This window comes from Allobosea sp. CCNWLY174 (assembly GCF_037120455.1).
In the GTDB taxonomy this organism is placed as follows: Bacteria; Pseudomonadota; Alphaproteobacteria; order Rhizobiales; family Beijerinckiaceae; genus Allobosea; species Allobosea lupini.
Genome location: NZ_JBBBBQ010000001.1, coordinates 723574 through 747688, shown reverse-complemented (window position 1 = coordinate 747688; position 24115 = coordinate 723574). Strand labels below are relative to the sequence as shown.

Sequence of the window (24115 nt, the reverse complement as noted above, 5' to 3'; positions counted from 1 at the left end):
AGGTTGTTTAGATCGCCCCCATCCGACGCGTCGCAGACAACGCGCCCGTTGGGGGATCGTCTAACGGTAGGACCCCAGACTCTGACTCTGGTTGTCTAGGTTCGAATCCTAGTCCCCCAGCCACTCCACTAAGTGGTTGATTTAAAAGCGAAATATAAAATCGCTGTAACAGTCGGACGTGGCGCGACACGCTGTCGCGCCTGCTCTTTTGGCCTCGAGTTTAGTCTAAAGGTCCGGCCTGACCGCGTGCGCGCGATCGCATACGAGTGCAAGCCGATTTAACGGATCTGCTGGTCCTTGTCGGCAGGTTTATTATCCCGGATCACCCATAGCATCGTCCGTTATGGCAGCCGTGGCGGGGAAATAGGTTGAGGTCCACTTTTGGCCCCGAACGGACTCTGCCGACCTCCGGTTTTGGGCAGCCTAGCTTGGCGATTGGGCGGCGAGGTCGGGGCTGGCCCATTGTAGACTCCGGCAACGTCTGGTTCTCGGTCGCCACCTCGTGCCGAAATTCGAACCAGACATGGAACAGGATCGTCAGGTTGCCATGCTGGAGTGATGCCGGCGCCTATTCTCGTCGCGCGATAAGCTGTTCCAGTACCGCCTAGTCTAAGAATTTCCCCGCTATGGGCCAACACCTCCGTCCGCATGCGTCGAACTGGTTCTGTGTCTGCCGGCCTTGGCATGCGGCCGATGTACCAGCAATCGGAACAGGCACTGACCCAAATCGGTAGACGCAAAAGCAGGACGTTGCCTCTCGCGATAGTGAGATTGCCTGCACAATTGCGCGCTTCGCAATGCTTCCGGCGCGGCTGAAAGTTAGGCCGGAGTGAGCGCGGCCTCCACCTGAACGCAGCGGACGAGCCGGCCTTCGCCAAGTGCCACGGCAGGAGGCAAGTTTGCTCGGCATATGTCCTGCGCCTGCTTGCAGCGTGGCGCGAATGAGCAGGAGGAAGGGGCCTCGTTCAGCGGCGGTGGCGCGCCGGGGATCGCTTCCAGCCGCTCGCCCTTCTTCGCGCCATGCAGGTTCGCCGCAAGGAGACCCCGCGTATAGGGATGGCGCGGATCCCTCAGCAGTTCGCGCACCGTGCCGGTCTCGACGATCTGGCCGGCATACATCACGGCGAGACGGTCCGAGACCTCGACCGCGACGCCGATGTCGTGGGTGACGAAGATCACGCCCATGCCGAGATCGCGCTGGAGCTGGCGCAGAAGCAGGAGGATCTGGATCTGCACGGTCGCGTCGAGCGCCGTCGTCGGCTCGTCGGCGAGCAGGAGCTTCGGCCGGGCGGCGAGCGCCAGCGCGATCATGGCGCGCTGGCGCATGCCGCCGGACATTTCGTGCGGATAGGCCTTGAGTCGCCGCTCGGGCGAGGGGATTCGCACCAGCTCGAGCAGCTCGAGCGCGCGCGCCATCGCCTGCTTCGCCGAGAGCTTCTCATGCCGGACGATCGCCTCGGCGATCTGCTCGCCGACGGTGTAGACCGGATCGAGCGCCAGCGCCGGATCCTGGAAGATCATCGAGGTGACGGCGCCGCGATAATCCGAGAGTTCCTGTGCGCCAAGCGCCAGCACGTCCTTGCCGTCGACCATGACCTTGCCGCCGATCTCGGTGCGGGTCTCCGGCAGGAGGCGCAGCAGCGTCTTCAGGGTGACGCTCTTGCCGGAACCGGATTCGCCGAGAATGCCGAGCACCTTGCCGGGCTCCAGCGTCAGCGAGACGCCATTGACCGCATGGACCGTCTGCGCGCCCTTGAAGCGGACGGTGACGTTCTCCATCGCGACGAGAGGTGTCGTCATGCGGCATCCTCCAGCGCGGGCGCGCGGCTATGGCCGGAGCCGGGAATCTCCATGTGGCAGGCGGCAAGCCGCTGGCCGGCGCCGACCGGGGTCAGCGCCGGCTTGGCCTTGGAACAGATCGTCTGGGCCTGCGGACAGCGCGGATGGAAACGGCAGCCTTCCGGCGGATTGATCGGGTTCGGCGGATCGCCGGCGAGCGGCGCCTCCATCGTCCGGTTGTCCGGGTCCATCGACGGCATCGCCGAGAGCAGCGCCTTCGTATAGGGATGGCGCGGATCGTCGTAGAGCTCCTCGACCGGGCCGATCTCGACGACCTCGCCGAGATACATCACCATGACGCGGTCGCTGATGAAGCGAACGACGTTGAGGTCGTGGCTGATGAAGATGTAGGTCAGCCCGAACTCCTCGCGCAGGTCCATCAGCAGGTTGAGCACCTGCGCCTCGACCGATTTGTCGAGCGCCGAGACGGCTTCGTCGAGGATGACGAGGCGCGGCCCCAGCGCCAGCGCCCGGGCGATGTTGACGCGCTGGCGCTGGCCGCCGGAGAGCTCGTGCGGATAGCGTGCCGCGAAGCGGGCCGGATCGAGCCCGACCCGGGCGAGCAGGTCGCGGGCCCGCAGGATCGCGCCCGACTTGGGGACGCCGTGCACCATGGGTCCGAAAGCGATCGAATCCTCGATGGACAGCCGCGGGTTGAGCGAGGCGAAGGAATCCTGGAAGACCATCTGCGCCTGGCGGCGATAGTCCTTGAGCGACAGCGCCGAGCTGCCGACGGCCTCGCCATCGAACAGCATCTGGCCCTCGTCCTGCGGGATCAGCTGCATCACCACGCGCGCGGTCGTCGACTTGCCGCAGCCGGATTCGCCGACGACGCCGAGCGTCTCGCCCTTCATCACCGTGAAGTCGACACCGTCGACGGCGCGCACCACCGCGCCGCGCCCGAGCGGGAAATGCTTGGTCAGCGTCCGCGCCTCGAGCAGCGGCGTGCCGGCGCCGCCGCGGTCGAGTCCGTCTTCGGCATGGAGCGAGAGCGACATGGCTCAGCCTTTCACGTCCATGGCCGAGCGCAGCCCGTCCGAGAGCAGGTTGAAGGAGATCGAGGTGATGAAGATCGCGACGCCCGGCAGCGCTGCGACCCAGGGCTGGACATAGATCGCGGTACGCAGCGTGTTTAGCATCAGGCCCCATTCCGGGGTCGGCGGCTTGGTGCCGAGGCCAAGGAAGGAGAGGCCCGAGGCCAGGATCATCGAGACCGAGATCAGGCTCGTGGCGTAGACGAAGATCGGACCGAGCACGTTGCCGAGGACGTGAACGCGGATGATCGTGCCGGAGCCGGCACCGCTGGCCCGCGCCGCCTCGACATAGTCCATCGAGCGCACCTGCGTCGTCACGCTCTCGGCGATGCGGGCGATCGGCGGGATGAAGACGATGGTTAGCGAGAGCAGCGAGTTGAAGACACCGGCGCCGAGAGCGCCCGAGAGCGCGATCGCCAGCAGCACCGAGGGGAAGGCGTAGAAGATGTCGACGGTGCGCATCGTGATCGTGTTGAACTTGCCGCCGAAGAAGCCGGCAGCGACCCCGATCAGCGAGCCGAAACCGAAGGCGATGAAGACCGGCACCACGCCCATGAACAGCGACAGCCTGGCGCCGTGGATCAGGCGCGAGAGCATGTCGCGGCCGAGCTCGTCGGCACCGAGCGGATAGCCCGGCGTGCCGATCGGGCGCAGGCGCCGCAGCATCGAGGAACGGGTCGGGTCGGCCGGGGCGATATAATCGGCGAAGACCGCCATCAGGATGATCAGCAGCACGACGATGCCGGCACCGACCGCGACCTTGTCCTTGCGGAAGCGCCTGAAGACGCCGGACCAGTAGCCGGGAGAGCGCACCGGCTGGGGGACAGCCGGCATGGCGGCCGGAGACGTCACCGCACTCATCTCAACGCCTCCTCACGCGCGGGTCGAGCAGGCCCTGGACGATGTCGACGAGGACATTGAGGCCGACGAAGAACATGGCGAGGACGAGGATCGTGCCTTGCAGCAGCGGCAGGTCGCGCTGGAAGATGGCGTTGCCGAGCAGGAAGCCGGTGCCCGGCCAGGAAAAAACGGTCTCGATCAGGATCGAGCCGCCGAGCAGGTAGCCGAGCTGCAGGCCCATGACCGCGAGCGCGGTCGGTGCGGCATTCTTCACGACATGGCGGAAGACGCCGAAATCCATCAGGCCCTTGGCCCGCAGCGCCGGCACGAATTCCTGGTTCAGGATATCAGCGACCAGCGCGCGAACCGTGCGCGAGATGATGCCCATCGGGATCACCGACATGGTGATGGCCGGCAGGATCATGTGGCTGACATGCTCCCAGTCCCATTTCCAGGAGGCCGAGCCGCCGGGGCCGGCACCGCCCGGCGGCAGCCAGCCGAGCTGCACCGAGAAGACGATGACCAGCACCATGCCGAGCCAGTAATGCGGCACGCTGACGCCGAGCACCGCCAGCATCGAGGCGAACTTGTCTAGGAAGGAGCCGCGGAAATAACCGGCGACGAAGCCGAAGAAGCAGCCGAGCACGAAGCCGATCACGGTGGCGAGGCAGGCAATCAGCAGGGTGTTGCCGACGGCGCGCCAGACCTCGGCGGCGACCGGGCGGCCGGTCGCGATCGAGGTGCCGAGATCGCCCTGCACCGCCTTCCAGAGCCAGAGCCCGAACTGCACCGGCAGCGGCCGGTCGAAGCCGTAGAGCTTCCTGATCTCCTCCTGCATCTGCTGCGAGGCGTCCGGCGGCAGCACCGAGGTCAGCGGGTCGCCCGGCGCGATATGGACGAGCAGGAAGCAGAACAGGCTGACGCCGAGCGCCACCGGCAGCACATAGAGGATACGCTTGGCGAGATAGGTCAGCATGGCCGGCCTCGCGTCATTCGCTGCTCACTTGTCCATCGAGATCGGCGAGAAGTCCTGGAACCAGTTCTGCGCCTGGACGAAGCCCTTGACCTTGGCCGACAGGGCGCGCGGGTTGACGTCGTGCGTCACCATCAGGAAGAGCGCGTCGTCGACATACTTCTCGTGCGTCTTCTGCAGGATCTTGGTCTGCTCCACCGGGTCGAAGGTGGTGCGGATCTGGTCGAACAGCTTGTCCATTTCGGGGTCGCAATAGATGCCCCAATTGGTGCCCGCCGGCGGCTTCAGATCGCATTGCAGATGGCGGATGAAGCCGGTGAAGGGGTCCTGGATGAAATAGGTGTAGTTCATCCCCGTCGCCTTGCGGGACGAGTCGTGGTTCGCGCCGGCCCGCCAGATGTTGATCAGCGTGTTCCACTCGACCACCTCGAAATCGACCTTGATGCCGACCTCGGCGAGGTTCTGCTGGACGAACTCGTTCATCGGCAGCGGCTGCATCTGGCCCGAGCCGGAGGGCGAGATCAGGATGCGGGTCTGGAGCGGCTTGGCCGGGGAGTAACCGGCCTCGGCGAGCAGCTTCTTGGCCGCCGCGGGGTCGTAGCTCAGCTTGAAGCTCGGCTTGCCGAACCATTGATGGCCGGGCGGGTAGAATCCCTCGGCCGGGATCATCATGCCGCCGAGCAGCTCCTTCAGTCCGGCGCGGTCGATCGCGAGATTGGCCGCCTTGCGCACGCGGATGTCGTTCCAGGGCGAACCCTCGACGCGCGAGAGATGCCAGGTCCAGTTGTGCGGATAGGCGTTGGTGACGATCTTGTAGCCGGCGCCCTTCAGAGACTCGACGAGATCGGGCGCCGGCGCCTCGATCCAGTCGACCTGGCCGGAGCGCAGCGCGGCGGCGCGTGCATTGGGCTCGGGCAGCGGCAGCAGCACGAGCTTGTCGAGCTTGGGTACCCGCGCCTTGTCCCAATAGTCCTTGAACGGCGAGAGCTCGGCCCGCTCGCGCGGCTGGAAGGCGGTGAGCTGCCACGGGCCGGTGCCGGACGGCGTCCTGGCGAAGGCCTCCCAGTTCTTGCCGACCTTCTCCCACTGCGCGGGCGACGACATCATGATCCAGGCGAGCTGGTAGGGCAGGGTCGCGTCGGGCGACTTCGTCGTGATCTCGACCTTGTACTTGTCGATCACCTTGTAGGCGGCGACGGCCGGGATGCGCGAGCGGCCCTGCGCCGCCTGGCGCTGGTCGAATTGCGGGCTGTCGTTCTTGAGCAGCTTGTCGAGGTTCCAGACCACCGCCTCGGCGGTGAACTCGGAGCCGTCATGGAACTTCACGCCCTCGCGCAGGGTGAAGGTCCACTTGGTCTTGTCGCTCGCATCGACCGCCCAGGCGGTGGCGAGGCCGGGCTTAAGGTCGGAGGGCTTGTCGGCGCTGGAGAGGTCCCAGTTGATCAGCGCGTCATAGACCGTATAGCCCATGAACCGCATGCCCTCGCCGCCCTGGTCGGTCTGGCCTGTGGTCAGCGGAATGTCGGAGGCGGTCATCGCGATGCGCAGCGTGCCTTGCGCCAGGGCCGGCTGGGCAAGAAGCGCGACGCCGGCAGCGAGCGAGAGGGCCAGGGCAGTGCGAAGCATCGGGCACCTTTGATCTGGAAGAGTTCTGAACCGGCTCAGCAAGGGCCGTGCCATGGGCTTGAAGGCGCCCGAACCGCACCGTCATGCTCGCCGTTGTGGCGAGCATCCACGTCTTGAACGCTGCATGCGATCAGTCACGGGAAGGCGTGGATGGTCGGGACGAGCCCGACCATGACGGAAACGGCAGGCTCTAAGCCCTGTCACTCCATCGACATCGGGGCGATGTCGATGAACCAGCTTTTGGGCTGGACCACGCCCTTGACCTTGGCGCTCATCGCGCGCGGGCCGACATCATGCGCCACCCAGACGAAGGGCGCCTCCTCGACGATACGGGCGTGGAGCTTGGCGAGCGCCGCATCGCGCGCCGTGCCGTCGAAGGAGGTGCGGGCGTCGGCGATCAGCTTGTCGAACTCGTCATTGCCGAAATAGCCCCAGTTGTTGGAGACCGGCGGGAAGGTCTTGGTCGAGACGAAGCGGACCATGGCGAAGAACGGGTCCATCGCCGCATAGGTGACGTTGGTGGCGTTGGCGCCGCGGGCATTGGCGTGCTTGGCGCCCTCGCGCCAGTTGGTGAAGACGGCGTTCCACTCGCCGACCTCGAGCGCGACGTCGAAATAGCAGTCCTTCAGCGCCTGCTGCATGAATTCGTTCATCGGCAGCGGCTGCATCTGGCCCGAGCCCGAGGCCGAGGTCAGCACTTTCACCTTCGCCGGCTTGGAGGCCGAGAAGCCCGCCTCGGTCATCAGCTTCTTGGCGGCTTCGAGATCGTATTTGATCTCGAACTTCGGATTGCCCCACCAGGGATGGCCGGGCGGTACCGTGCCCTTCGGCACCTCCATCAGCCCGCCGAGAAGGGTCTTCAGCTCCTCGCGGTTGACGCACAGATTGGCGGCGTGGCGGACCTTCTTGTCGAGCCAGACCGAACCTTCGGCGAAGGAGAGCTGCCAGGGCCAGACATGCGGCTGGGCATTGGTATAGATCGAGAAGCCGCGCTGCTTGATCTGCGGCACGGCGTCCGGCGCCGGCGCCTCGATCCAGTCGACCTGGCCCGAGAGAAGGGCAGCGGTGCGGGCATTGGCTTCCGGCAGCGGCAGCAGCACGACACGGTCGACCTTCGGTACCCGCTTGGGATCCCAGTAAGCCTTGTTGGCGACCATCTCGAAGCGTTCGCGCGGCACGAGCCGGACGCCCTTGAACGGGCCGGTGCCGGATGGGTCGGCCGAGAAGGCGGCCCAGGCCTGCTTCGAACGCTCGGCGGCGTCGGTCACCGAGGCCGGGACGGCGGCGAGCTTGGCTGCCCAATGCGTGGGCGAGGCCATGTAGAGATTGGTCAGGTTGATCGGCAGGAAGGCGTCGGGCTCGGAGGTGGTGAGCTCGACGGTGAGCGGATCGATCGCCTTGGCCGACTTCAAGGTCGGCATGCGCGAGACGGTGACGCCCACCTGATCGGCAGCAAAGTGGGCTGCCTCTTTATTGAGCACTTTTTCGACGTTCCAGACTACCGCAGCGGCATCGAAGGCCGAGCCGTCCTGGAACTTCACACCCGGGCGCAGCTTGAACACCCATTTCGTCTTGTCGCCGGCGTCGACCGCCCATTCGGTGGCGAGGCCGGGAATGACGACGCTGGCCTTGTCGGCCGAGGACAGGTCCCAGTTGGTCAGCCCGTCATACATCGGGATGCCGGTGAAGCGGTTGCCTTCGAAACCCTGGTCGGGCTGGCCATGAGTCCGCGGGATATCGGCGGCGGTCATGCCGATGCGCAGCACTTTCTCCTGGGCGAGCGCGGTGCCCGCGAGCGTGGTTGAAAAGCCGAGCGCCAGCATGACGGCGCGCGTGGTGAACCTGGACGACATGACGGTGCTCCCCTCGAGGCCCGGCGTTGGTTCGCGCGGATTGGGGAGGGGCTAGCAACGGGCGTGCCACCCGTCAGGGCAGCCGTTGCGAGCAAACAGAGCGGAGGTGTCAGCACTGCATGGCACCAATCTGCAGCATATCACCGGAACGACCGCTTTCAGGCTGTACGTCGATGTCTACCGCAAGTTTCATTCCGCCCTCCACGAGCATATCGGTATGCTGTCGACAGCTGATCACCGTTCGAGAACGGCGACTGAACTCAATATTCGGCTTTGGGCGACGACCTCGCCAATTCCACATTCCTGGCGTGAGGCTGCGCCAACGGGTCCTCGCCGAGCCGGCGCAACCAGGAGAAAACCGGCGGAGCCACGTCGGCGATCGATTCGACGACGACATCGATGAAGCCCGGGCCGTCGAATGCCAGCGCTTCGTCCAGGGCCGCGGTCAGCTCGGCGGCGTCCGTCACCCGCCAGGCTTTGAGACCGAACGCTTCGGCGATGCGCGCTGCGTCCAGCGAGAGAAAATCGACCGAGTAGGTCGCGTTGTGGCCGTGAAGTCGCTGCAGCGCCTTGATCCAGCCGAAGCAGCCATTGTTGAAATGGATAAGGATAGCCGGCACGCCGAGCCGTACCAGGGTTTCGAGCTCGCCGCAGTTCATCCCGAACGAGCCGTCGCCGAACAGCGCGAGCGGTCGCGCTTGCGGGCGTGCCAGCCAGGCACCGACCACGGCCGGCAGTGCGTAGCCGAGCCCGCCATAAGCGCGGGGAATGATGAAATCGGTATCGGGATCGTCGAGCCGCAGCAGGCGCGTCATATGCGGCGTTGGGGTGCCTGGGTCGGAGAGGATGCTGAAGGGGCCGTCCAGCCGCTTGTTCAGCGCCTGGACCACGCGCTGTGGCTTCAGCGGCAAGCTGTCGTCGCGCAGCTCATCCTGCGCGTCCCGCCAGAACTGCGCCCTCCAGCCATTCAATCTTTCGAGCCAGTGCGGGTCGACTGCGAGCGTGTCGGGCAGGGCCGCAGCCAGGCCTTCAGCGACCGCGCAGACATCGCCGTTTATGCTGAGCGCATTGGCCGAGTTGTTGCCGATGATCTCGGGATCGATATCGATCTGGACGATGCGCCGCTCGTGATCCGGCGGCGGGAATGTCCAGCCGACGGACACGACCGAGCCGAGACGGCACCCCCAGTAGATGAGGAGATCGGCTTCTGCGACGGCACGGTTGGCATGCGGATGAAAGCCGTTGTCGCCGGTCACGCCGATGGCGAGCCGATGACCGTCGGGCAACGAACTCTGGCCCGTGATGGTGTTGACGATCGGCATGCCCAGGCGCTCGGCCAGCGCGAGCAGCGCTGCGCCGGCCTGCGACCGCTTCGCACCGCCGCCGAAGACGAAGAGCGGACGCCGCGCCTGGCCGATCATGGCGATCAGGCTGTCGAGCTCGGCCGCTTCTGCCGACGGCCGGTAGGCCGGAAAACTGCGGTGATGGCTCTCGACATGCAGCGAGACGGTGGCCGGCTCGACCTCTTCGTGAAGCACGTCCTCGGGCACGGCGAGATGGACGACGCCCGGTTTGCCGCCCGTCGCGACGCGGAAGGCGCGGCGTATCGTATCCGGCAGCCTTTTGGCAGATTTGACCAGCCATGAGGCCTTCGCCACCGGCTCGAACAGGCGGGCGCAATCGAGTTCGGTGATGACCCCGCGCCCCTCGCTGGCGACCGGCGTGTCGCTCGTGATGACGATGAGCGGGACCGAGGAGCCGTTGGCCTCGGCGACGCAGGGCAGGACATAGGTCGCCCCGGCACCGCTCGGGACCTCGACGATCCCCGGCCGGTTGGTCAGGCGCGCATAGGCATCCGCCATGTAGCCGGCCGACCGCTCGTCACGGGCCATGACATGGCGCAACTGTCCTTGCGCCTGGCGCAGTGCGTCATAGAGCGGAACGTTGGTATCGCCGGGGACGCCGAAGATGACGTCGACCCCATAGGCGGTCAGCATGTGAACGAGAAGATCGGCGCCGCGCATGTCAGAGATTCCCAGTGGAACCCCAAGTTATGCCAGGGCACCGTCGGCAGCATCGGCGTAGCGTCGGAAGCATTGCGAGGTGATCGGCAGAATGCCGGAATTCACTCTCCGCGCGTGAACTTCTTTGCCAGGACGATCAGCGTCATGCAGCGCTCCACCGCTTCCAGGCTTGTAATCTCGTCGATGACGGCATCGAGGTCCTCGCTGAGCGGAGCTTCGACGACGAGCATCAGATCGAACTCGCCGCTGACCGAAGCGCAGCTGCGGACCTCCGGCAGGCTCTCGAGCCGGCGGACCACCTCCGACTGCCGACGCTGCCTGATCGAGAGCAGAAGCATCGCTTCGAGCCGCTGCGCAATTGCCGGGCTGGCGAAGACGGCGCGGTAGCCTGTGATCGTGCCGTTGCGCTCCAGTTTCTCGATCCGCTCATGCACCGTCGTGCGCGGCAGGCCGAGCTTTTTTGCGATCGCCACGGTCGGCTGGCGGGCATTGGCGGCCAGCACCGCCATGATCCTGCGGTCGTTGTCGTCCTCCCGGTTGGCGCGTGTCATGGCAGCGGGCGTCCCGCGACGAACCAGTCGGCCGGCCGGCTCTCGGCGAAGCAGATGTCGATATCTGTCGCGGGCACCCCAAAGCGCGCCAGGGCCGCGATGCAGGCCAGCGCGAGGCTCTGCTTTAGCTCCCGGGAGCGTCCCGCGAGCATGGCGATCTCGACCAGGCAATAGCGCACACCCCGGTCCGCCGGGGCGATCACCCGCCCGGCGGCATAAGGTTGCCAAAGCAAGGTCAGCGCCGCCGGCCCGAGCGAGCATGCCGCCATTGCGGCGTCACGCAGCCCTTCGAGTGCGGCATCCGGTGTGGCACACCAGTCATGCGCGGTGTGAACGGCGATCACGGGCATGATCTAGCTCGCATCCGCAGAAACGACCGTAGCCGCCATCGGCCCTGGCTGCTCCGACAGGATTGTCGCGCTGATCTTCTCGGCGATCATGATCGTCGGGATGTTGGTGTTGGCGCTCGGCACGGACGGCATCACCGAGGCGTCGGCAACGCGCAGGCCGGGGACGCCGATGACACGGCCATCAGCCGCCACCACGGCATCGGGATCGTCCGGCGCACCCATGCGACAGGAGCCGGAGGCGTGCCATACACCATGGACCGCGCTGCGCACGAAATGCTCCAGGATCTCGTCGTCGGCGAGCATCGTCTCCAGCTGTGCGCCTTCGGTGACGACATGGCGCAGGAGCTTGCGCCTGAACCAGGCTGGACCGTCGAGACCGAAGGCGAGGATAGAGGTCAGGATCCGATTCTTGGTCGAGACGATCCCGAGGTCGCGGACACGCTCGCTATAGCTCGTCGGGAAGGGATCATCCGTCACGGCGCGGAGTGCCGGCTGATCGAAGATGCCAGCGGCCAGACGCAGCCCCGACACCAGGCGGTCGAGATCCCGCCGGTCGGACAACAGGGCGAACTCGACTCGCGGCTCCACGGCCGCCAAGGCGGAGGTCAGGACGACCTTGCCCCGCGAGAACGGCCGGTTCACCCAGGTGACCAGCGAGCCGAGCTGCAAGCCGACAGGATGCCACCCGGTCTTGCTCAGGGCGACCATGTACATGTCACCCTGCGGAGCCCCGGCCTGGCCGGAAGAGTAGCGCAAGCCGAGATGGGTGTGGCGGCGAAGCGCCGGCTGGAGCCGCGCCTCGCGGCGGATATAGGCCGAGACCGAGAGCGCCGGATGCTCCTGCAGATTGCGCCCGACGCCACGTCGGTCGGCGAGGACGGGAATGCCAAGTGCTCTCAGCTCCGCCGCCGGACCAATGCCGTTGCGCAGCAGCATGGCAGGTGAATGGAGGGCGCCGGCGCAAAGGATGGTCTCGGCCCCGGAGATGGCGAGCGGCCCGTCCGGTGCTCGCGCCGAGATGCCGGTGACGCGTCCTTCCGAGATCGTCAGCGCCTCGACGCGGCAATCGGCGATGATCGTCAGGTTGCGGCGGCGCCTGGTGGAATTGTCGAGATAGGCGATCGCCGTCGAGACACGACGATCATAGGCGTTCGAGATCGCGATCGGAAAGCAGCCGTCGCCGAACTCCGCGTTCTGGTCCTGCATCGGGGAGAAGCCGGCCTCGACCATGGCCGCGGCCGCAGCGCGCGAGAAGCCCGGCCACACCTCGGGCTGGATTCGCCGGATCGGGATCGGCCCGGTGTCGCCGTGGAGCGGGCCACCGAAGTCCATGTCGCGCTCGAGCTTGCGAAAGAACGGCAGGACGCCTTGCCAGTCCCAGCCTTCGGCGCCATTCGCAGCCCAGTCATCGTAGTCGCTCGGCAGGCCGCGATTGGCCTGCATGTCGTTGAGGCTGGAGCCGCCGCCCATGATCCGCGCCTGCTCGTAGCGCTTTGCCTTCGGCTGGCCCGCCGGATCGTTATGCGGGACTGGCTCAAGGAAGACCTTGAGATCGGCCCAGATATTCGTCGGATTGAAGTAGGCGACACGCGGGTAGCTGTCGAGGATCGCGGGCTCCTCGCGGTCCGGAGGCTGGTCGCGCCCGGCCTCGATCAGGACGACCCGATGCCGGCCAGAAGCGGAAAGGCGGTTCGCCAGGACGCAGCCGGCGGAACCGCCGCCGACGATGATGAAATCGGCTTCCAGTGTCTGCATCGCCACCACCGTCAGGCTTCGTGCACGAAGCGGGTCAGGAGATAGGGCTCAAGCCCTTCGGGCCCGCCCTCATGGCCCCAGCCGCTGGCATCGGACCCGCCGAACGGCACCTCCGGCAACGCGACCGTGAAGGTGTTGACTCCGATGGCGCCGGCGTTCAGCCCTTGCGCCAGTCGCCGGGCCGTCGGGGCGTGATCGGTCACGACATAGCCGGCCAGGGCAAAGGCGCTGTCATTGGCGAGCGCGAGTGCTTCGTCGAGATCGTCGAAGGCCGCGACGGGCGCGATCGGCCCGAATGGCTCGGTGCGCATGATCGCGGCCGACGCGGGCACCTCCGCCAGCACCGTCGGCGGAAAATAGAAGCCGGGGCGCTCGAGGCGGGCGCCACCGGCAACGACCCTGGCCTTCGCCTGGACGGCATCGGAAACCAGGAGCGACATTGCATCGACGCGGCGCGCGTTCGACAGCGGTCCCATCCCGGTAGCATCGTCGCTGCCCGGCCCAACGATGATCGCGCGCGCCCGCTCGGCCAGCCGGGCGACGAAGCGATCGTAGCGGGAACGATGGACATAGAAGCGGCTGGCGACATTGCAGCTCTGTCCGGCATTCCGGAACTTGGCGGCGGCGATGAGGTCGGCGGCAGCTTCGGGGTCGGCGTCGGCGCAGATGATCGCCGCCGCATGCCCGCCGAGCTCCATGGTGCAGCGCTTCAGCGCCGCCCCTGCCTGTTGCGCGAGGTGGCGGCCAACCGCGGTTGAACCCGTGAAGGAGACCTTGCGGACGACAGGCGAGGCGATCAGGGCGGACGAGATCTCGGCCGGATCCCCGAAGAGCAGGTTCAGCGCGCCCGGCGGCAGACCGGCCTGCCCCAGATGATCGGCGATCGCGAGCGCGGTCGCAGGGGTCTCCTCCGCCGGTTTGGCGATGACCGCGCAGCCGGCGGCGAGAGCCGGTGCCAGCTTGCGCACCAGATTGATCGCCGGGAAATTCCAGGGCGAGAACGCCGCGACGACACCGACAGGCTCGCGTGACGTTGCCATGCGCGCGCCGGGGCTACGGGCTGGGATCGTCCGCCCATAGCTGCGCCGGGCCTCGGCCGCATAGAAATCGAAGGTGTCGGCGACGGCGTCGATCTCGGCGAGCGCCTCGCGCATCGGCTTGCCGTTTTCCTGCACGATCAGCGCGGCCATCCTGCTGCTGTCGGCGCGCATCGCCTGCGCCGTCAGGCGCAGGACACGCTCGCGCTCGATGGCCGGCGTCTCGCGCCAAATCCGATAACCGTGCGCAGCCGCCGCCTCCGCGCGCCCGATATCCTCGGCAGACGCGCCGGTGAACTCGGCGAGAGCGCCGCCGGTGGATGGGTCGAGCACGGTGACGGTGGCGCCGGAGCCTTGGCAGGCCGCTCCGGCAATCCAGAGCGAAGGACGGAAATAGGGCATCGAACGTCGCCATTTTCAAAACATATGTTTGAAACATATATTCGAAATCGCGACCCTGACAAGGGGCGTCCGGCTCGGGCTTATCCGGGCGGCGCTTCAAGGCCGGCAGAGACGAAGCGGACGAGGCGGCGGACCGTCTTCTCGTGATCGGCTCGCTCACGATCGGTCTCGGCGACCGCGAGCGCTGAGGCGGGCGCGAGGTGCACGAGCGTCTGCAGGACGGCGCCGCGCGCACAGTCGTAGCGCAGCGCGATCTCCGTGCGTGACAGGTCGGGCAGCAGCTTCTGCAGTAGGTCGACGAAGCGCTCGTGGACGGGGCCGAACTGCTCTTCGACGATACGCTTCGTCAGCGGCAGCTGGCCGGTGCGGACCTGCATCAGGATCGTCATGACATCGCGGTACTCGCCGGCGCCGAGTTCGACGAGCGGCCTGACAAGTGCTTCTGCGACGGCTGAAATCTTCGGCAGCGCCGGCGCCGACTGCCGGATGCAGGCATCGAGCGCACCGCTCCTTGCCCGGATGATCGGCTTCAGCCCGGCCTCGAAGACCTGGCGGATCAGCTCGTCCTTGGAGCGAAAATAATAGTTGATCGCCGCCGTGTTGACGCGGGCTGCCTCGGTGATGTCGCGCACGGTGCCGGCTTCGAAGCCACGCTCGGCGAATACGGTGAGCGCCGCGGCCAGAATCCTTTCCCGCGTGTCAGGCTCGCTCGCCGCCGGCGCTGCTCGTTTCATCGGATCGTCCTTCCATAAGTCCGCGCGCCTGCACGGCCGGGTTGTCGCTCTATCGCTAGCGGTACCGGATCGCGAGCGAAAGCCGCTTGACAACAGTTTTTTACAAACAGATGATTAAAACAATTGTTTTCAACAGGCATCGTGAGGGCGAGCCTGGAAAACCCGGAGGGGAACCCGACCATGCTGACGAAACTGACGTCGACAGCGTTGCTGCTCGCGAGCCTGTTCACCGCTTCGGCGGCCGTGGCCCAGGATTCGCGCACGATCCGCATCGGCCTCGTCGTGCCGCCGAACCAGCAATGGACGCTGAGCGCCCAGGCTTTCGGAGAGGAGCTCAAGGCTGCGACGAACGGACGGCTCTCCGTTGCGGTTTTCCCGTCCAGCCAGCTCGGCTCGGAAGCCCAGATGATCCAGCAGCTCCAGACCGGGGCGCTCGACATGGGCTGGCTGACCACCGCCGAACTGTCGAACCGCGTGCCGGAACTGGCCGCGCTGCATGCTCCATTTCTCGTCAAGGACATGGATCAGGCCCGGGCCGTTCTGGAAAGTCCGGTCGCCGAGAAAATTCTCGAGCGCTTCCCGGCCAGCATCGGCGCCATCGGCCTCGGATACGGCATGACTGGCCTGCGCCAGATCCTGACCCGCGACAAGTCGACGGGCATTGCCGACATCAAGGGCAAGAAGATCCGCGTCATACCGTCCGCGCCGGCGCGTGACTTTTACGAGCTGCTCGGTGCGGCGCCCACGCCGGTGCCGTTCGCCGGTGTCTACGATGCGCTCGCCAATGGTCAGGTCGATGGCATCGACATGGATTTCGAGGCGACGTTCTACAACAAGTACAACCAGCTCGCCAAAACCATGCTGGTGACCAATCACGTCATGGCACCGATGGCCGCTGCCTTCTCGGCGAGGGTGTGGCGCGATCTGAGCGAGGCTGATCAGAAGCTGATCCGCGATCTCGTCGCCAAGCAGATGAAGCTCATCCGCAACGAGTTCGTCGCCAACGAGGAAGCCTTCCGCAAGCGCCTGGCTGAAGCCGGCTTCGAGATGAGGCCGGTCGCGCGCGAGACGTTCGCGGAGGTCGTCAAGGCCTGGGATGCGCGCTGGGAGGCCAAGGCGCCCGATCTGAAGGCGCTGCGAACCTTCACTCGCTGACGCCGGCCGGTCGCGCCAACAGGAGAATGTCGCCATGGATCTGACCGCGCGAGACGCGGCCCTCCTGCGCTGTCGCCGCAGGACTGTCGCGGAGGCGACGCAGGCCGTGAGCCGTGTCGTCGCCGCTGGTGAAAAGGTGCTGGTGACCGCCTTTGTCGCCGCGATCTTCGCGCTGATCCTGCTGAACATCGCAACCCGGGCTGCCGGCCGGCCGCTGATCTGGGTCGACGAACTCGCGATCTATCTGATGGTCGCGACCTGTTTCGTCGGCACCTCACTGACGGTGCGACAGCGGCTCGACTTCGCCGTGACGCTCGTCATCGACACGCTTGGGCAAGCCAAGCGCAGGGTCGTCGACGCGATGCTGACCGTGATCGGCCTCTCTTACGGGCTGTTCCTGATCGTGCTGTGCTGGCGGCTCTTCGACCCGGTGCAGCTGGCATGGTCGGGCTTCGACATCGCGGCCTACACCGCGGCCTCGCTGAACTTCCTCTATACCGATCCGACCCAGACGCTGGGCATTCCGAAATGGGTCGTCCTGCTCGTGCTGCCGCTCTACGCCGTCGGCGTCAGCATTCATTGCCTCGCCAATCTGGTCGAGGACCTGGGCTGGGCGGAGCGCGAACGGATCGCCGCCGACAGCGCCGCGACCCTGGAGGCCGGCTGACATGATCACTGGTGCAGCTTTCACCGCGTTCCTGCTGGGCGGCCTGCCGATCGGGCTCGTGCTCTGCCTTGCGACGTTGTCCTATGTCGTCGCGACGCGAAACTGGCAGCTCTTCGATTCCTATCTGATCCAGCTCTTCGGCGGCATCGATTCCTACGGCCTGCTCGCCCTGCCACTGTTCATCCTGGTCGGCGAGTTCATGAACGCAGGCGGGATCACGACGCGGCTGCTCGGGATGACCATGGCCATCACCGGCCGGATCCGCGGCAGCCTCGCCTATGTCAACGTCTTCGCCAACGGGTTGATCTCGTCGATCCTGGGATCGTCGACGACCCAGATCGCAATCATGGCGCAGACGCTCGTGCCGGAAATGGTGCGCAAAGGCTACGACAAGAACTTTGCCGTCGCCACCACCGTCTCGGCGGGATTGCTCGGGCCTATCATCCCGCCCTCGCTGATCTTCGTGATCTACGGCGTGATGGTGCAGGCACCGATCGGCGACATGTTCGTCGCGGGGATCATTCCCGGCCTGCTGATCATCGCGACCTTCTGCCTGGTGATCTGGCTGATGGGCTTCTGGCTCGCCTATCCCATCGAGCCCCACGCTTCGGTCCGCGAGCGCATCGGCCGGTTCATGCGCGGCCTGCCCACCATGCTGATCCCGATCGTCATCCTGGTCAGCATCATGACCGGATTGGCGAGCCCGACGGAATCGGCGGCGCTGGCCTGCGTCGCAGCGCTGGTTCTCGGCTTGGGCTATCGCGAGATCGATCTGCGCCAGCTGCCGCAGATGTTCCTGCGGACCGGACTCAACACGGCGCTTGTGCTTTATCTCGTCGCCGCGGCCAACGTCTTCACCTGGGTTCTGATCCACGGCCAGGTGCCGCAGGTCGTCGCCAACTGGATGACCTCGGTGGCGAGCGGACCGGTCAGCTTCATGCTCTGGCTCAACCTCATCCTGCTGGTCATCGGCACGGTGATCGACGGCGTCGCCGGGCTGATCCTGATCGTGCCGATCCTCTATCCGATCGCGACTGGCCTCTATGGCATCGATCCGATCCATTTCGGGGTGGTGGTCTCGATCAATCTGACACTCGGGTTGGTTTCGCCGCCAGTCGGGGCTGCGCTGTTCGTCGGCGCGTCGTTGACGAATACCAAACCGAGCGACGTCTTCGCCATGTCACTCCCCTTCTGCCTCGCAACCTGCGTGGTCCTGGTCATGCTCAGCATCTGGCCATGGTTCACGCTGGCGCTGATCAGATAACTCCACGCGCAAACAGGACAATCGCGATGAATCAGTCGAGCACGGCACCTGGCGGCGTCGCCCGCATCTGGCGAGGCCGGACCAGCAGCGCCCTGGCGGACGAGTACACCCGCTATCTCTACGACCACGGGGTGAAGAAGCTCGAATCGCTTGGGGCGCGCGGCGTCCAGATGTTCCGCGAGGACCAGGCGGATTCCAGCTTCTTCATGGTCACGTCGTTCTGGGACAGCATGGAGGCGATGACCCGCTGGGCCGGAGCCGACCCGACCCGGATCAGGCATCTGGACAAGGACCCTGAATATCTTCTCGAACTGCCCAGCAGCGTTCAGATCCTGAGCGTCGTCTCCTGCAACTGGATGCTGGCAGATGCGATGCGCATTTAAGAGCTGGCTCGGTTGATCTGAACAGTTTCGCTGCTGTCTCAAAGAGAGTTTCGGCCTCGGTTATGCCGCCGCCGGGATTGGCAGCAGTGCGTCGAAGCAAGCCTGGTCGGGCGTCTGTCGCGTCAGGCCCTGATGAGCCTCTGGCTGTTGCAGAAGTCGAGATACCGGTCGATCGAGGTGCGTGCCTCCGACACGCTGGCATAGGCGCGCAAGTAGACCTCCTCGTATTCGACTGATTCCAGAGGCGCTCGACGAAGACGTTGTCGCGCCAGGCGCACCTGCCGTCCATGCTGATCCTTTGACCCCGTCCTGCGCGCCGCGATCAAGGCGTCGTGGATCCTCGGCTACAAAGGCTCGATCATCCCGCTGCGCCGCCCGGCCTGACGGCGGCGCCAGGCAATTGCAGGACGCCATCCCGACAAGTCCAACCGAAGAAGCTGCGTCCGCGGCCGGGCCGCGCGCGCTCAGCCTGCTCGTTCGAAAGTGATCGTATGGCGCAGGGGATCGGCGGCGGTCAGCTTGACCTCGATCCTGTCGCCCGGGGTGCCACCTTGTCCGCGGACCCGCGCGACTACAGGCAACTCGCAGAGCTGGATGCGCAGCCCGTGCTCGTCCGCATCGGTCACCACCGCCTTGAATAGGGTGCCTTCACTGCCCTTGAGCATCAGGGCCTCGGCCAGGTCGATCACGGCCCGGTCGATCTGGCCGTCGCGCGCGTCGGCCCGCGCCATCACTTGGGGCAATCGTTCGAATGCGGACGATACCGCCGGCGGCACCGGCTGGCCGTTTGCGACCGCGAGGGCGGCGCGCACCACATAGCGGTCTGCCAGCCGGCGCAGCGGCGCCGTGGCATGCACATAGCTCGCCGCCATCGGCGCATGCCAGGGCACGACGCCTTCGCGGTAGGGGAGATAGCTCGCGCCGCCGCTGGCCCTTCTCACCGCCAGCGTGAAGGCCGCATGTCGGCTGTCGGACAGATTTAGCGTCTTCTCGAACTGGGCGAGGGGCTCCATCTCCGGCCATGTCAATCCCAGCGCCTGCGCAGTGTGGCGCAGGCGCTGGACGGCCTTCTCATCCGGCTCGGGCATGACCCGGAACAGGCCGGTACGGGCCGCCAGGAGCGCGTCGGCTATGGCGAGGTTGCTGGCCAGCGACAAGGCCGCATTCTGCTCCTCGCTTCGCAGGCGTGGCCGGAACGTCAGCTGGTAGCGGCCGTCGCCGAGAGCGCCGACTTCCTGTTCGGGTGGGTCGACGCGCGCCGCGCCGCGCCGGCTTTCGGCGGCATCGATACGGCGGGACAACTCGTCGAAATCGGGCGGCAGGTCGGCGGCGTCGACGCTGTCATAGGCGAGCTTGGCAGTGCTGCGGATGACGGCCCGCTCGGCGCCGTCGAGACGGACATTGCCGTCCGCGTCGACCCGGGTCGTAAAGATCACGGCCGGCCGGGATACCGCCGGCAGCAGGCTCGCGGCGCCCTCGGTGAGGATCGGCGGATACAGCCCGGCCTTGCCGTCCGGCAGGTAGATCGTCGTGCCGCGCCGCCAGGCTTCCTGGTCAACAGCGTCGCCATCGTCGACGAACCAGGCGACATCGGCGATGGCGTAATGCAGCAGCAGGTCGCCGCCGCTGCGCTCGATCGCGAAGGCCTGGTCGAGATCCGTCGAGGTCGCGGGATCCAGCGTGACGAAGCGCCGGTCGGTGCGATCGGCATGCTCGGTCGGCAGGCGCCCGGCTGCAGCTTCCGCTGCGGCGAGGATTTCGGCAGGAAACTGGTCGGCAACGCTGAATTGCAGGCGGATTGCCGCCAGTCCGTCGATCAGCGCATTGGTGGAGTCGATGAGCGTCTTCATGCCGTGCTGCCGGCCTCCACCTGTCGTTCGGCAGGCTGCGAAGGCACCGGCCAGGGACTTTGCCAATGGCCATGTTAGCCGAGCGCAACGCGAAGCAGCAGGCCCCATCCGCAGCGTCCCGCGCAATCCCGGGTGGTGCCAGTATGTGCCGGCCACCCTGCGTGCGAGAGGCTGCGCGCGTTCACCGCTTCGGTCATCGCGTTGAACGGGGCGATCCATGCCTCCGGCCGCTTCGCAGTGACGCTGGCAGCGCGTCCTACAATGCGATCGTCACATCCGAGCGCGGGCGCGAGGAGCAGGCGAGGATATAGCCCTGCGCCTCCTCTTCCGGCGAGATTCCGCCCTCGTGCCGCATCTCGACCGAGCCCTCGACGAGAGTGACCCGGCAGGTGCCGCACATGCCCGAGGCGCAGCCGCACGGGATGACGATGGTCTGGCGCGTCGCGGCCTGCAGCAGCGTCTCGCCCGGCCGGGCGGTGAAATGCTTGTCGCCGAGCCTGACCGCATAGCCTTCGACCGGCGCATCGGCTGGAACCGGCGGTGGCGGGACGGCCGCGACGGCGCCGAAATGCTCGACATGGAAGAGCTCGCGGGCGCCGCCCTCGGCGGCGTGGATCAATCGCGCTTCCTCCATGAAGCCGGCCGGGCCACAGCAGAAGACCTCGCGGCGCCCGTAATCCGGCAGTGCGACCGAGACCAGTCGCCGCCCGAGTCGGCCGGCGAAGCCGAACCAGCCGGGCTCCGGTCGGCTGGCGAGCATGGCGACCTTGAGATTGGGCATCCGCGCCTGCAGCCCGGCGAGCGCGTGGGCAAACAGGATGTCACGTGGCGTGCGTGCGGCGTGGAGCCAGTGCACGTCGATATCGGGCTTGGTCGCAGCGAGATGGCGCAACATCGCCATCAACGGGCTCGCCCCCGAGCCGGCCGAAACCAGGGCGACCCTGTCGGTCGTGCGGCTGTCGATGGTGAAGCGGCCTTTCGGCAGGCGGCCGTCGAGCCGTGCGCCGACCATGAGAGCATCGTGCAGCCAGCGCGTGGCGCGGCCCTTGGCATGCGCCTTGATCGTCATCGCGATCGTGCCAGACGCGTCCGGTGCCGAGGCGAGCGAGAAGGTGCGGAACAGCGTCTCGCCATCGATCGAAAGCTTCAGCGTCATCGACTGGCCGGCTGCATAGCGCGGGACGCCGCCTTCCGGCCGGAAGACGAAGGTCTTCACGTCATGCGTCTCGTCGCGGATCTCGGCGACGACGAGCTGCAGCAGATCGGCTGCCGGAGCAGCGATCGGCGCTTCCAGGCTGCCCAGGCTCATTCTGCGGCAATCCTGAGCGGCGCGGGCTCGCCGGCATAGGCGGCCATCTTGCCGGCATACCAGTTGGTGAAGTTGGTGAGCATGAACTCGGTCGGGGCGTAGGGCCCGGGCTGGTAGCCCATGGAGCGGATGCCGGCATGGTTCACGGCGGCGAGCTCGGCGTCCTGCGCATTGGTCGCGATCCAGACCTCGGTCAGCCTCTTGATGTCGTAATCGACGCCCTCGACCGCGTCCTCATGCACCAGCCAGGTCGTGCGCACCGCGGTCTTGTCCTGGGACAGCGGCAGCACCCTGAAATGCAGGATGTGGTCGGCGAGGAAGTGGTTCCAGTTATTGGGAACCCGGAACATCCGGACCGAGCCGAGATCGGGCTCGGTGAAATCGGCGAGCAGCTTGTTGCAGGCCGGCCCGCCGTCCATCGTGAAGGAGAGGGCGCCTTCGTGGAAGGGCAGGCGGATGCAGCGGAATTCCTCGCCGCCATCGGCCGGCTGATGCGGCAGGCCCAGCGCATCCCATTTCGCCGTCTTGCGCTCCATCAGCTCCTTGAACTCGGCCGGCCCGCGCGGATCGTCCGGCAGCGCGAACTCGACCAGCGTCACCAGGAGCTCCGGATGGTTGCCGGCGCAGTGATAGCATTCGCGGTTATTCTCGATGACGAGCTTCCAGTTGGCGTCCTCGATCAGGGTCATCTCGAAAGCGACCTTGGTGCGCTCCGGCATATGCGGCGCGATATAGGGCGTCACCGCCTCCCGATAGCGCGTCAGGTCGGGGGGGCTCTCGGCGAGGCAGATATAGACCATGCCGCAGATCACCTCGACATGGACGGGCTTCAGCCCATGGGCCGAACGGTCGAAATCGGCGGGCATCTGGCGGGCGTTGAGCAGCGAGCCGTCGAGCTCGTAGACCCATTGGTGATAGGGGCAGACAAGCCGATTGGCGCGGCCCTTCTCATGGCCGCAGATGCGCGAGCCGCGATGCCGGCAGCTGTTGTGGAAGGCGCGCACCTGTCCGTCCCGGTCGCGCAGTACGACCACCGGATTCTCGCCGACTGTCAAGGTCAGGTAGTCGCCCGGTCTTTTGATCTCGCAGGCATTGCAGGCGAACAGCCAGTCGGTCTCGAACACGGCCTTGATGTCCGTCTCGTGCATCGCCGGATCGACATAGAAGGCCTGCGGCAGGCTATGGCCCTCGCGGCGCTCGGCAAGGAGCTGGCGGATGCGGTCGCGATCGATCATCGGCTGAAGACCCTGCGGACGGATGCCGCGATCTTGCGCCGACGCAGGGCAGGGGGGCCGGAGCATTCCGACCTCGCCGGCAAGCTTTGCGACGAGGGCATGTCGCTTTCATTGCAACAATGTCGGAAATCCGCTTTGCTTGGATCGGTTCCAGGCGGGATGATCAGGGCAGGAGGCCAAGGCATGAACGAGGCGCCGGCCGGCACCCAGATCGTCACGCTGCTGCTCGTCGAGGGCTTCTCGATGATGAGCGTCGCCTCGGCCATCGAGCCGCTGCGCTCGCTCAACCGGCTGGTCGATCGCGAGGCCTGGCGCTGGCGGTTGGCGAGCCTCGACGGCGGCGTCCTAGCGGCGTCGAACGGCATTCCGATCCCGACCGAGGCGGCCGAGACCGCCTTGCCCGGCTCGCATTACTTCTTCGTCTGTGGCGGCCTGCGCATCCAGTCGGTCGATGAGCGGCGCTATCTGTCCATCCTGCGCAAGGCGGCGCGCAGCGGCGTCCGCGTCGGCTCGCTCTCGACCGGCACCTATCTCTTGGCGCGCGCCGGCCTGCTCGACGGCTATCGCTCGACGATCCACTGGGAGAACCGCCCCGCCTTCCAGGAGGAGTTCCCCGATCTCGTCTGTACCGACAAGCTCTACGAGATCGATCGCGACCGGATGACCTGCTCGGGCGGCACGGCGGCGATGGACCTGATGCTGCACCTGATCACCGAGCGCCATGGCGCCGATCTCGCCCGCCGCGTCGCCAACCAGTTCCACCATGACCGCATCCGCGACGAGCGCGACAACCAGAGCGGCGGCCGGCTGGAGCGGATGTCGAGCCTGCCGCCGGCGGTGCGCAACGCGCTCAAGCTGATGCAGCGCCATGTCGAGGATACGATCTCGATTGCCGAGATCGCCGAGAAAATCGGCATGAGCCCGCGCCAGCTCGAGCGACTGTTCTTGCGCTATCTGCAGACCTCGCCGGCGCGCTACTATCTCTCCTTGCGCATTGACCGGGCGCGCGAGCTGCTGCTTTATTCCGACCGTCCTGTCCTCGAGGTCGCGATCGCGGCCGGCTTCACCTCGACATCGCATTTCGCCCATTGGTTCAAGAAGCTGCAGGGCGTGCGGCCGAGCCAGCTCCGCGGACGGCCTGCGAGCGAGGAGGCGGCGCCGACTTCTGCCAGTTGAGCACGGCAGGTCGCAAGCGCGACATGCCATGTCGCATTCCCGGCCCGAGGCTGGAACG

The 24115-nt window shown here is 66.3% G+C and carries 20 protein-coding genes, 1 tRNA gene and 1 pseudogene; 6 read left to right on the top strand and 16 right to left on the bottom strand.

Translation table 11 applies throughout. The annotated features are described in order from the left end of the window. Positions 1-49: 49 nt before the first annotated feature. A tRNA-Gln gene (locus tag V7S63_RS03560) sits at positions 50-123 on the top strand. Between the two features lie 696 nt (positions 124-819). Here the strand turns inward: V7S63_RS03560 and V7S63_RS03555 are convergent. The 12 genes from V7S63_RS03555 to V7S63_RS03500 all read right to left on the bottom strand — a co-directional run bounded on the left by V7S63_RS03555 (position 820) and on the right by V7S63_RS03500 (position 15018). Beyond that, entirely contained in the window at positions 820-1800 is a 981-nt protein-coding gene (locus V7S63_RS03555) for an ABC transporter ATP-binding protein (protein WP_336529223.1), read from the bottom strand. After that, positions 1797-2837 (bottom strand): ABC transporter ATP-binding protein, encoded by a 1041-nt coding sequence (locus V7S63_RS03550; RefSeq protein ID WP_336529222.1) that lies wholly within the window; start codon positions 2835-2837, stop codon positions 1797-1799. The genes V7S63_RS03555 and V7S63_RS03550 overlap by 4 nt, the downstream gene beginning before the upstream one ends. 3 nt (positions 2838-2840) lie before the next feature. Continuing rightward, positions 2841-3734, bottom strand: coding sequence for an ABC transporter permease (locus tag V7S63_RS03545; protein ID WP_100963409.1), 894 nt, complete (start codon positions 3732-3734; stop codon positions 2841-2843). Between the two features lies 1 nt (position 3735). Then, positions 3736-4689 carry an ABC transporter permease gene (locus tag V7S63_RS03540; protein WP_091840679.1) on the bottom strand — a complete coding sequence of 318 codons (954 nt, stop codon included), beginning with the start codon at positions 4687-4689 and terminating at the stop codon, positions 3736-3738. Positions 4690-4713: 24 nt separating this feature from the next. Continuing rightward, positions 4714-6312, bottom strand: coding sequence for an ABC transporter substrate-binding protein (locus V7S63_RS03535; protein ID WP_100963411.1), 1599 nt, complete (start codon positions 6310-6312; stop codon positions 4714-4716). A 200-nt stretch (positions 6313-6512) separates the two neighbouring features. Further along, positions 6513-8165, bottom strand: coding sequence for an ABC transporter substrate-binding protein (locus V7S63_RS03530; protein WP_100963413.1), 1653 nt, complete (start codon positions 8163-8165; stop codon positions 6513-6515). A 260-nt stretch (positions 8166-8425) separates the two neighbouring features. Continuing rightward, positions 8426-10189 carry a thiamine pyrophosphate-binding protein gene (locus tag V7S63_RS03525; RefSeq protein WP_336529221.1) on the bottom strand — a complete coding sequence of 588 codons (1764 nt, stop codon included), beginning with the start codon at positions 10187-10189 and terminating at the stop codon, positions 8426-8428. 101 nt (positions 10190-10290) lie between these two features. Further along, positions 10291-10740, bottom strand: coding sequence for an Lrp/AsnC family transcriptional regulator (locus V7S63_RS03520; RefSeq protein ID WP_336529220.1), 450 nt, complete (start codon positions 10738-10740; stop codon positions 10291-10293). Then, positions 10737-11090 (bottom strand): tautomerase family protein, encoded by a 354-nt coding sequence (locus V7S63_RS03515; RefSeq protein ID WP_336529219.1) that lies wholly within the window; start codon positions 11088-11090, stop codon positions 10737-10739. Before V7S63_RS03515 ends, V7S63_RS03520 begins: the two co-directional genes overlap by 4 nt. 3 nt (positions 11091-11093) lie before the next feature. After that, a complete protein-coding gene (locus tag V7S63_RS03510) occupies positions 11094-12845 on the bottom strand; it encodes a GMC family oxidoreductase (protein ID WP_336529218.1) in 1752 nt (583 codons plus the stop codon). An 11-nt stretch (positions 12846-12856) separates the two neighbouring features. Then, positions 12857-14284, bottom strand: coding sequence for an NAD-dependent succinate-semialdehyde dehydrogenase (locus V7S63_RS03505; RefSeq protein WP_336529217.1), 1428 nt, complete (start codon positions 14282-14284; stop codon positions 12857-12859). Between the two features lie 80 nt (positions 14285-14364). Continuing rightward, on the bottom strand, positions 14365-15018 hold the full coding sequence (locus V7S63_RS03500; RefSeq protein WP_336529216.1) for a TetR/AcrR family transcriptional regulator: 654 nt from the start codon (positions 15016-15018) through the stop codon (positions 14365-14367). A gap of 180 nt (positions 15019-15198) precedes the next feature. Between V7S63_RS03500 and V7S63_RS03495 the strand changes: the two genes are divergently transcribed. From V7S63_RS03495 to V7S63_RS03480, 4 genes are read left to right on the top strand one after another with little or no spacing between them, the layout of a single operon-like run. After that, positions 15199-16173 (top strand): TRAP transporter substrate-binding protein, encoded by a 975-nt coding sequence (locus V7S63_RS03495; protein ID WP_091833318.1) that lies wholly within the window; start codon positions 15199-15201, stop codon positions 16171-16173. Positions 16174-16207: 34 nt separating this feature from the next. After that, entirely contained in the window at positions 16208-16840 is a 633-nt protein-coding gene (locus tag V7S63_RS03490; protein WP_336529215.1) for a TRAP transporter small permease, read from the top strand. A gap of 1 nt (position 16841) precedes the next feature. Continuing rightward, the gene (locus V7S63_RS03485) at positions 16842-18104 is read left to right on the top strand and encodes a TRAP transporter large permease (RefSeq protein ID WP_336529214.1); all 1263 of its coding nucleotides are present in this window, start codon (positions 16842-16844) and stop codon (positions 18102-18104) included. A 26-nt stretch (positions 18105-18130) separates the two neighbouring features. Further along, a complete protein-coding gene (locus V7S63_RS03480; protein ID WP_336529213.1) occupies positions 18131-18487 on the top strand; it encodes a hypothetical protein in 357 nt (118 codons plus the stop codon). A 60-nt stretch (positions 18488-18547) separates the two neighbouring features. Here V7S63_RS03480 and V7S63_RS03475 read toward each other — a convergent pair. The 4 genes and pseudogenes from V7S63_RS03475 to V7S63_RS03460 form a co-directional block, all read right to left on the bottom strand. Further along, positions 18548-18791 (bottom strand): annotated as a pseudogene (locus V7S63_RS03475) (integrase core domain-containing protein); the annotation flags it as partial. A gap of 160 nt (positions 18792-18951) precedes the next feature. Then, complete coding sequence (locus V7S63_RS03470) at positions 18952-20337, bottom strand: RNB domain-containing ribonuclease (protein ID WP_336529212.1); 1386 nt, start codon at positions 20335-20337, stop codon at positions 18952-18954. Positions 20338-20593: 256 nt separating this feature from the next. Beyond that, complete coding sequence (locus V7S63_RS03465) at positions 20594-21646, bottom strand: flavin reductase family protein (RefSeq protein ID WP_336529211.1); 1053 nt, start codon at positions 21644-21646, stop codon at positions 20594-20596. After that, positions 21643-22881: an aromatic ring-hydroxylating oxygenase subunit alpha gene (locus tag V7S63_RS03460; RefSeq protein ID WP_336529210.1), complete on the bottom strand. Its 1239-nt coding sequence runs from the start codon at positions 22879-22881 to the stop codon at positions 21643-21645. The genes V7S63_RS03465 and V7S63_RS03460 overlap by 4 nt, the downstream gene beginning before the upstream one ends. Positions 22882-23064: 183 nt before the next feature. Here V7S63_RS03460 and V7S63_RS03455 point away from each other — a divergent pair, with 183 nt between their 5' ends. Continuing rightward, complete coding sequence (locus V7S63_RS03455; protein WP_336529209.1) at positions 23065-24057, top strand: GlxA family transcriptional regulator; 993 nt, start codon at positions 23065-23067, stop codon at positions 24055-24057. Positions 24058-24115: the final 58 nt, after the last annotated feature.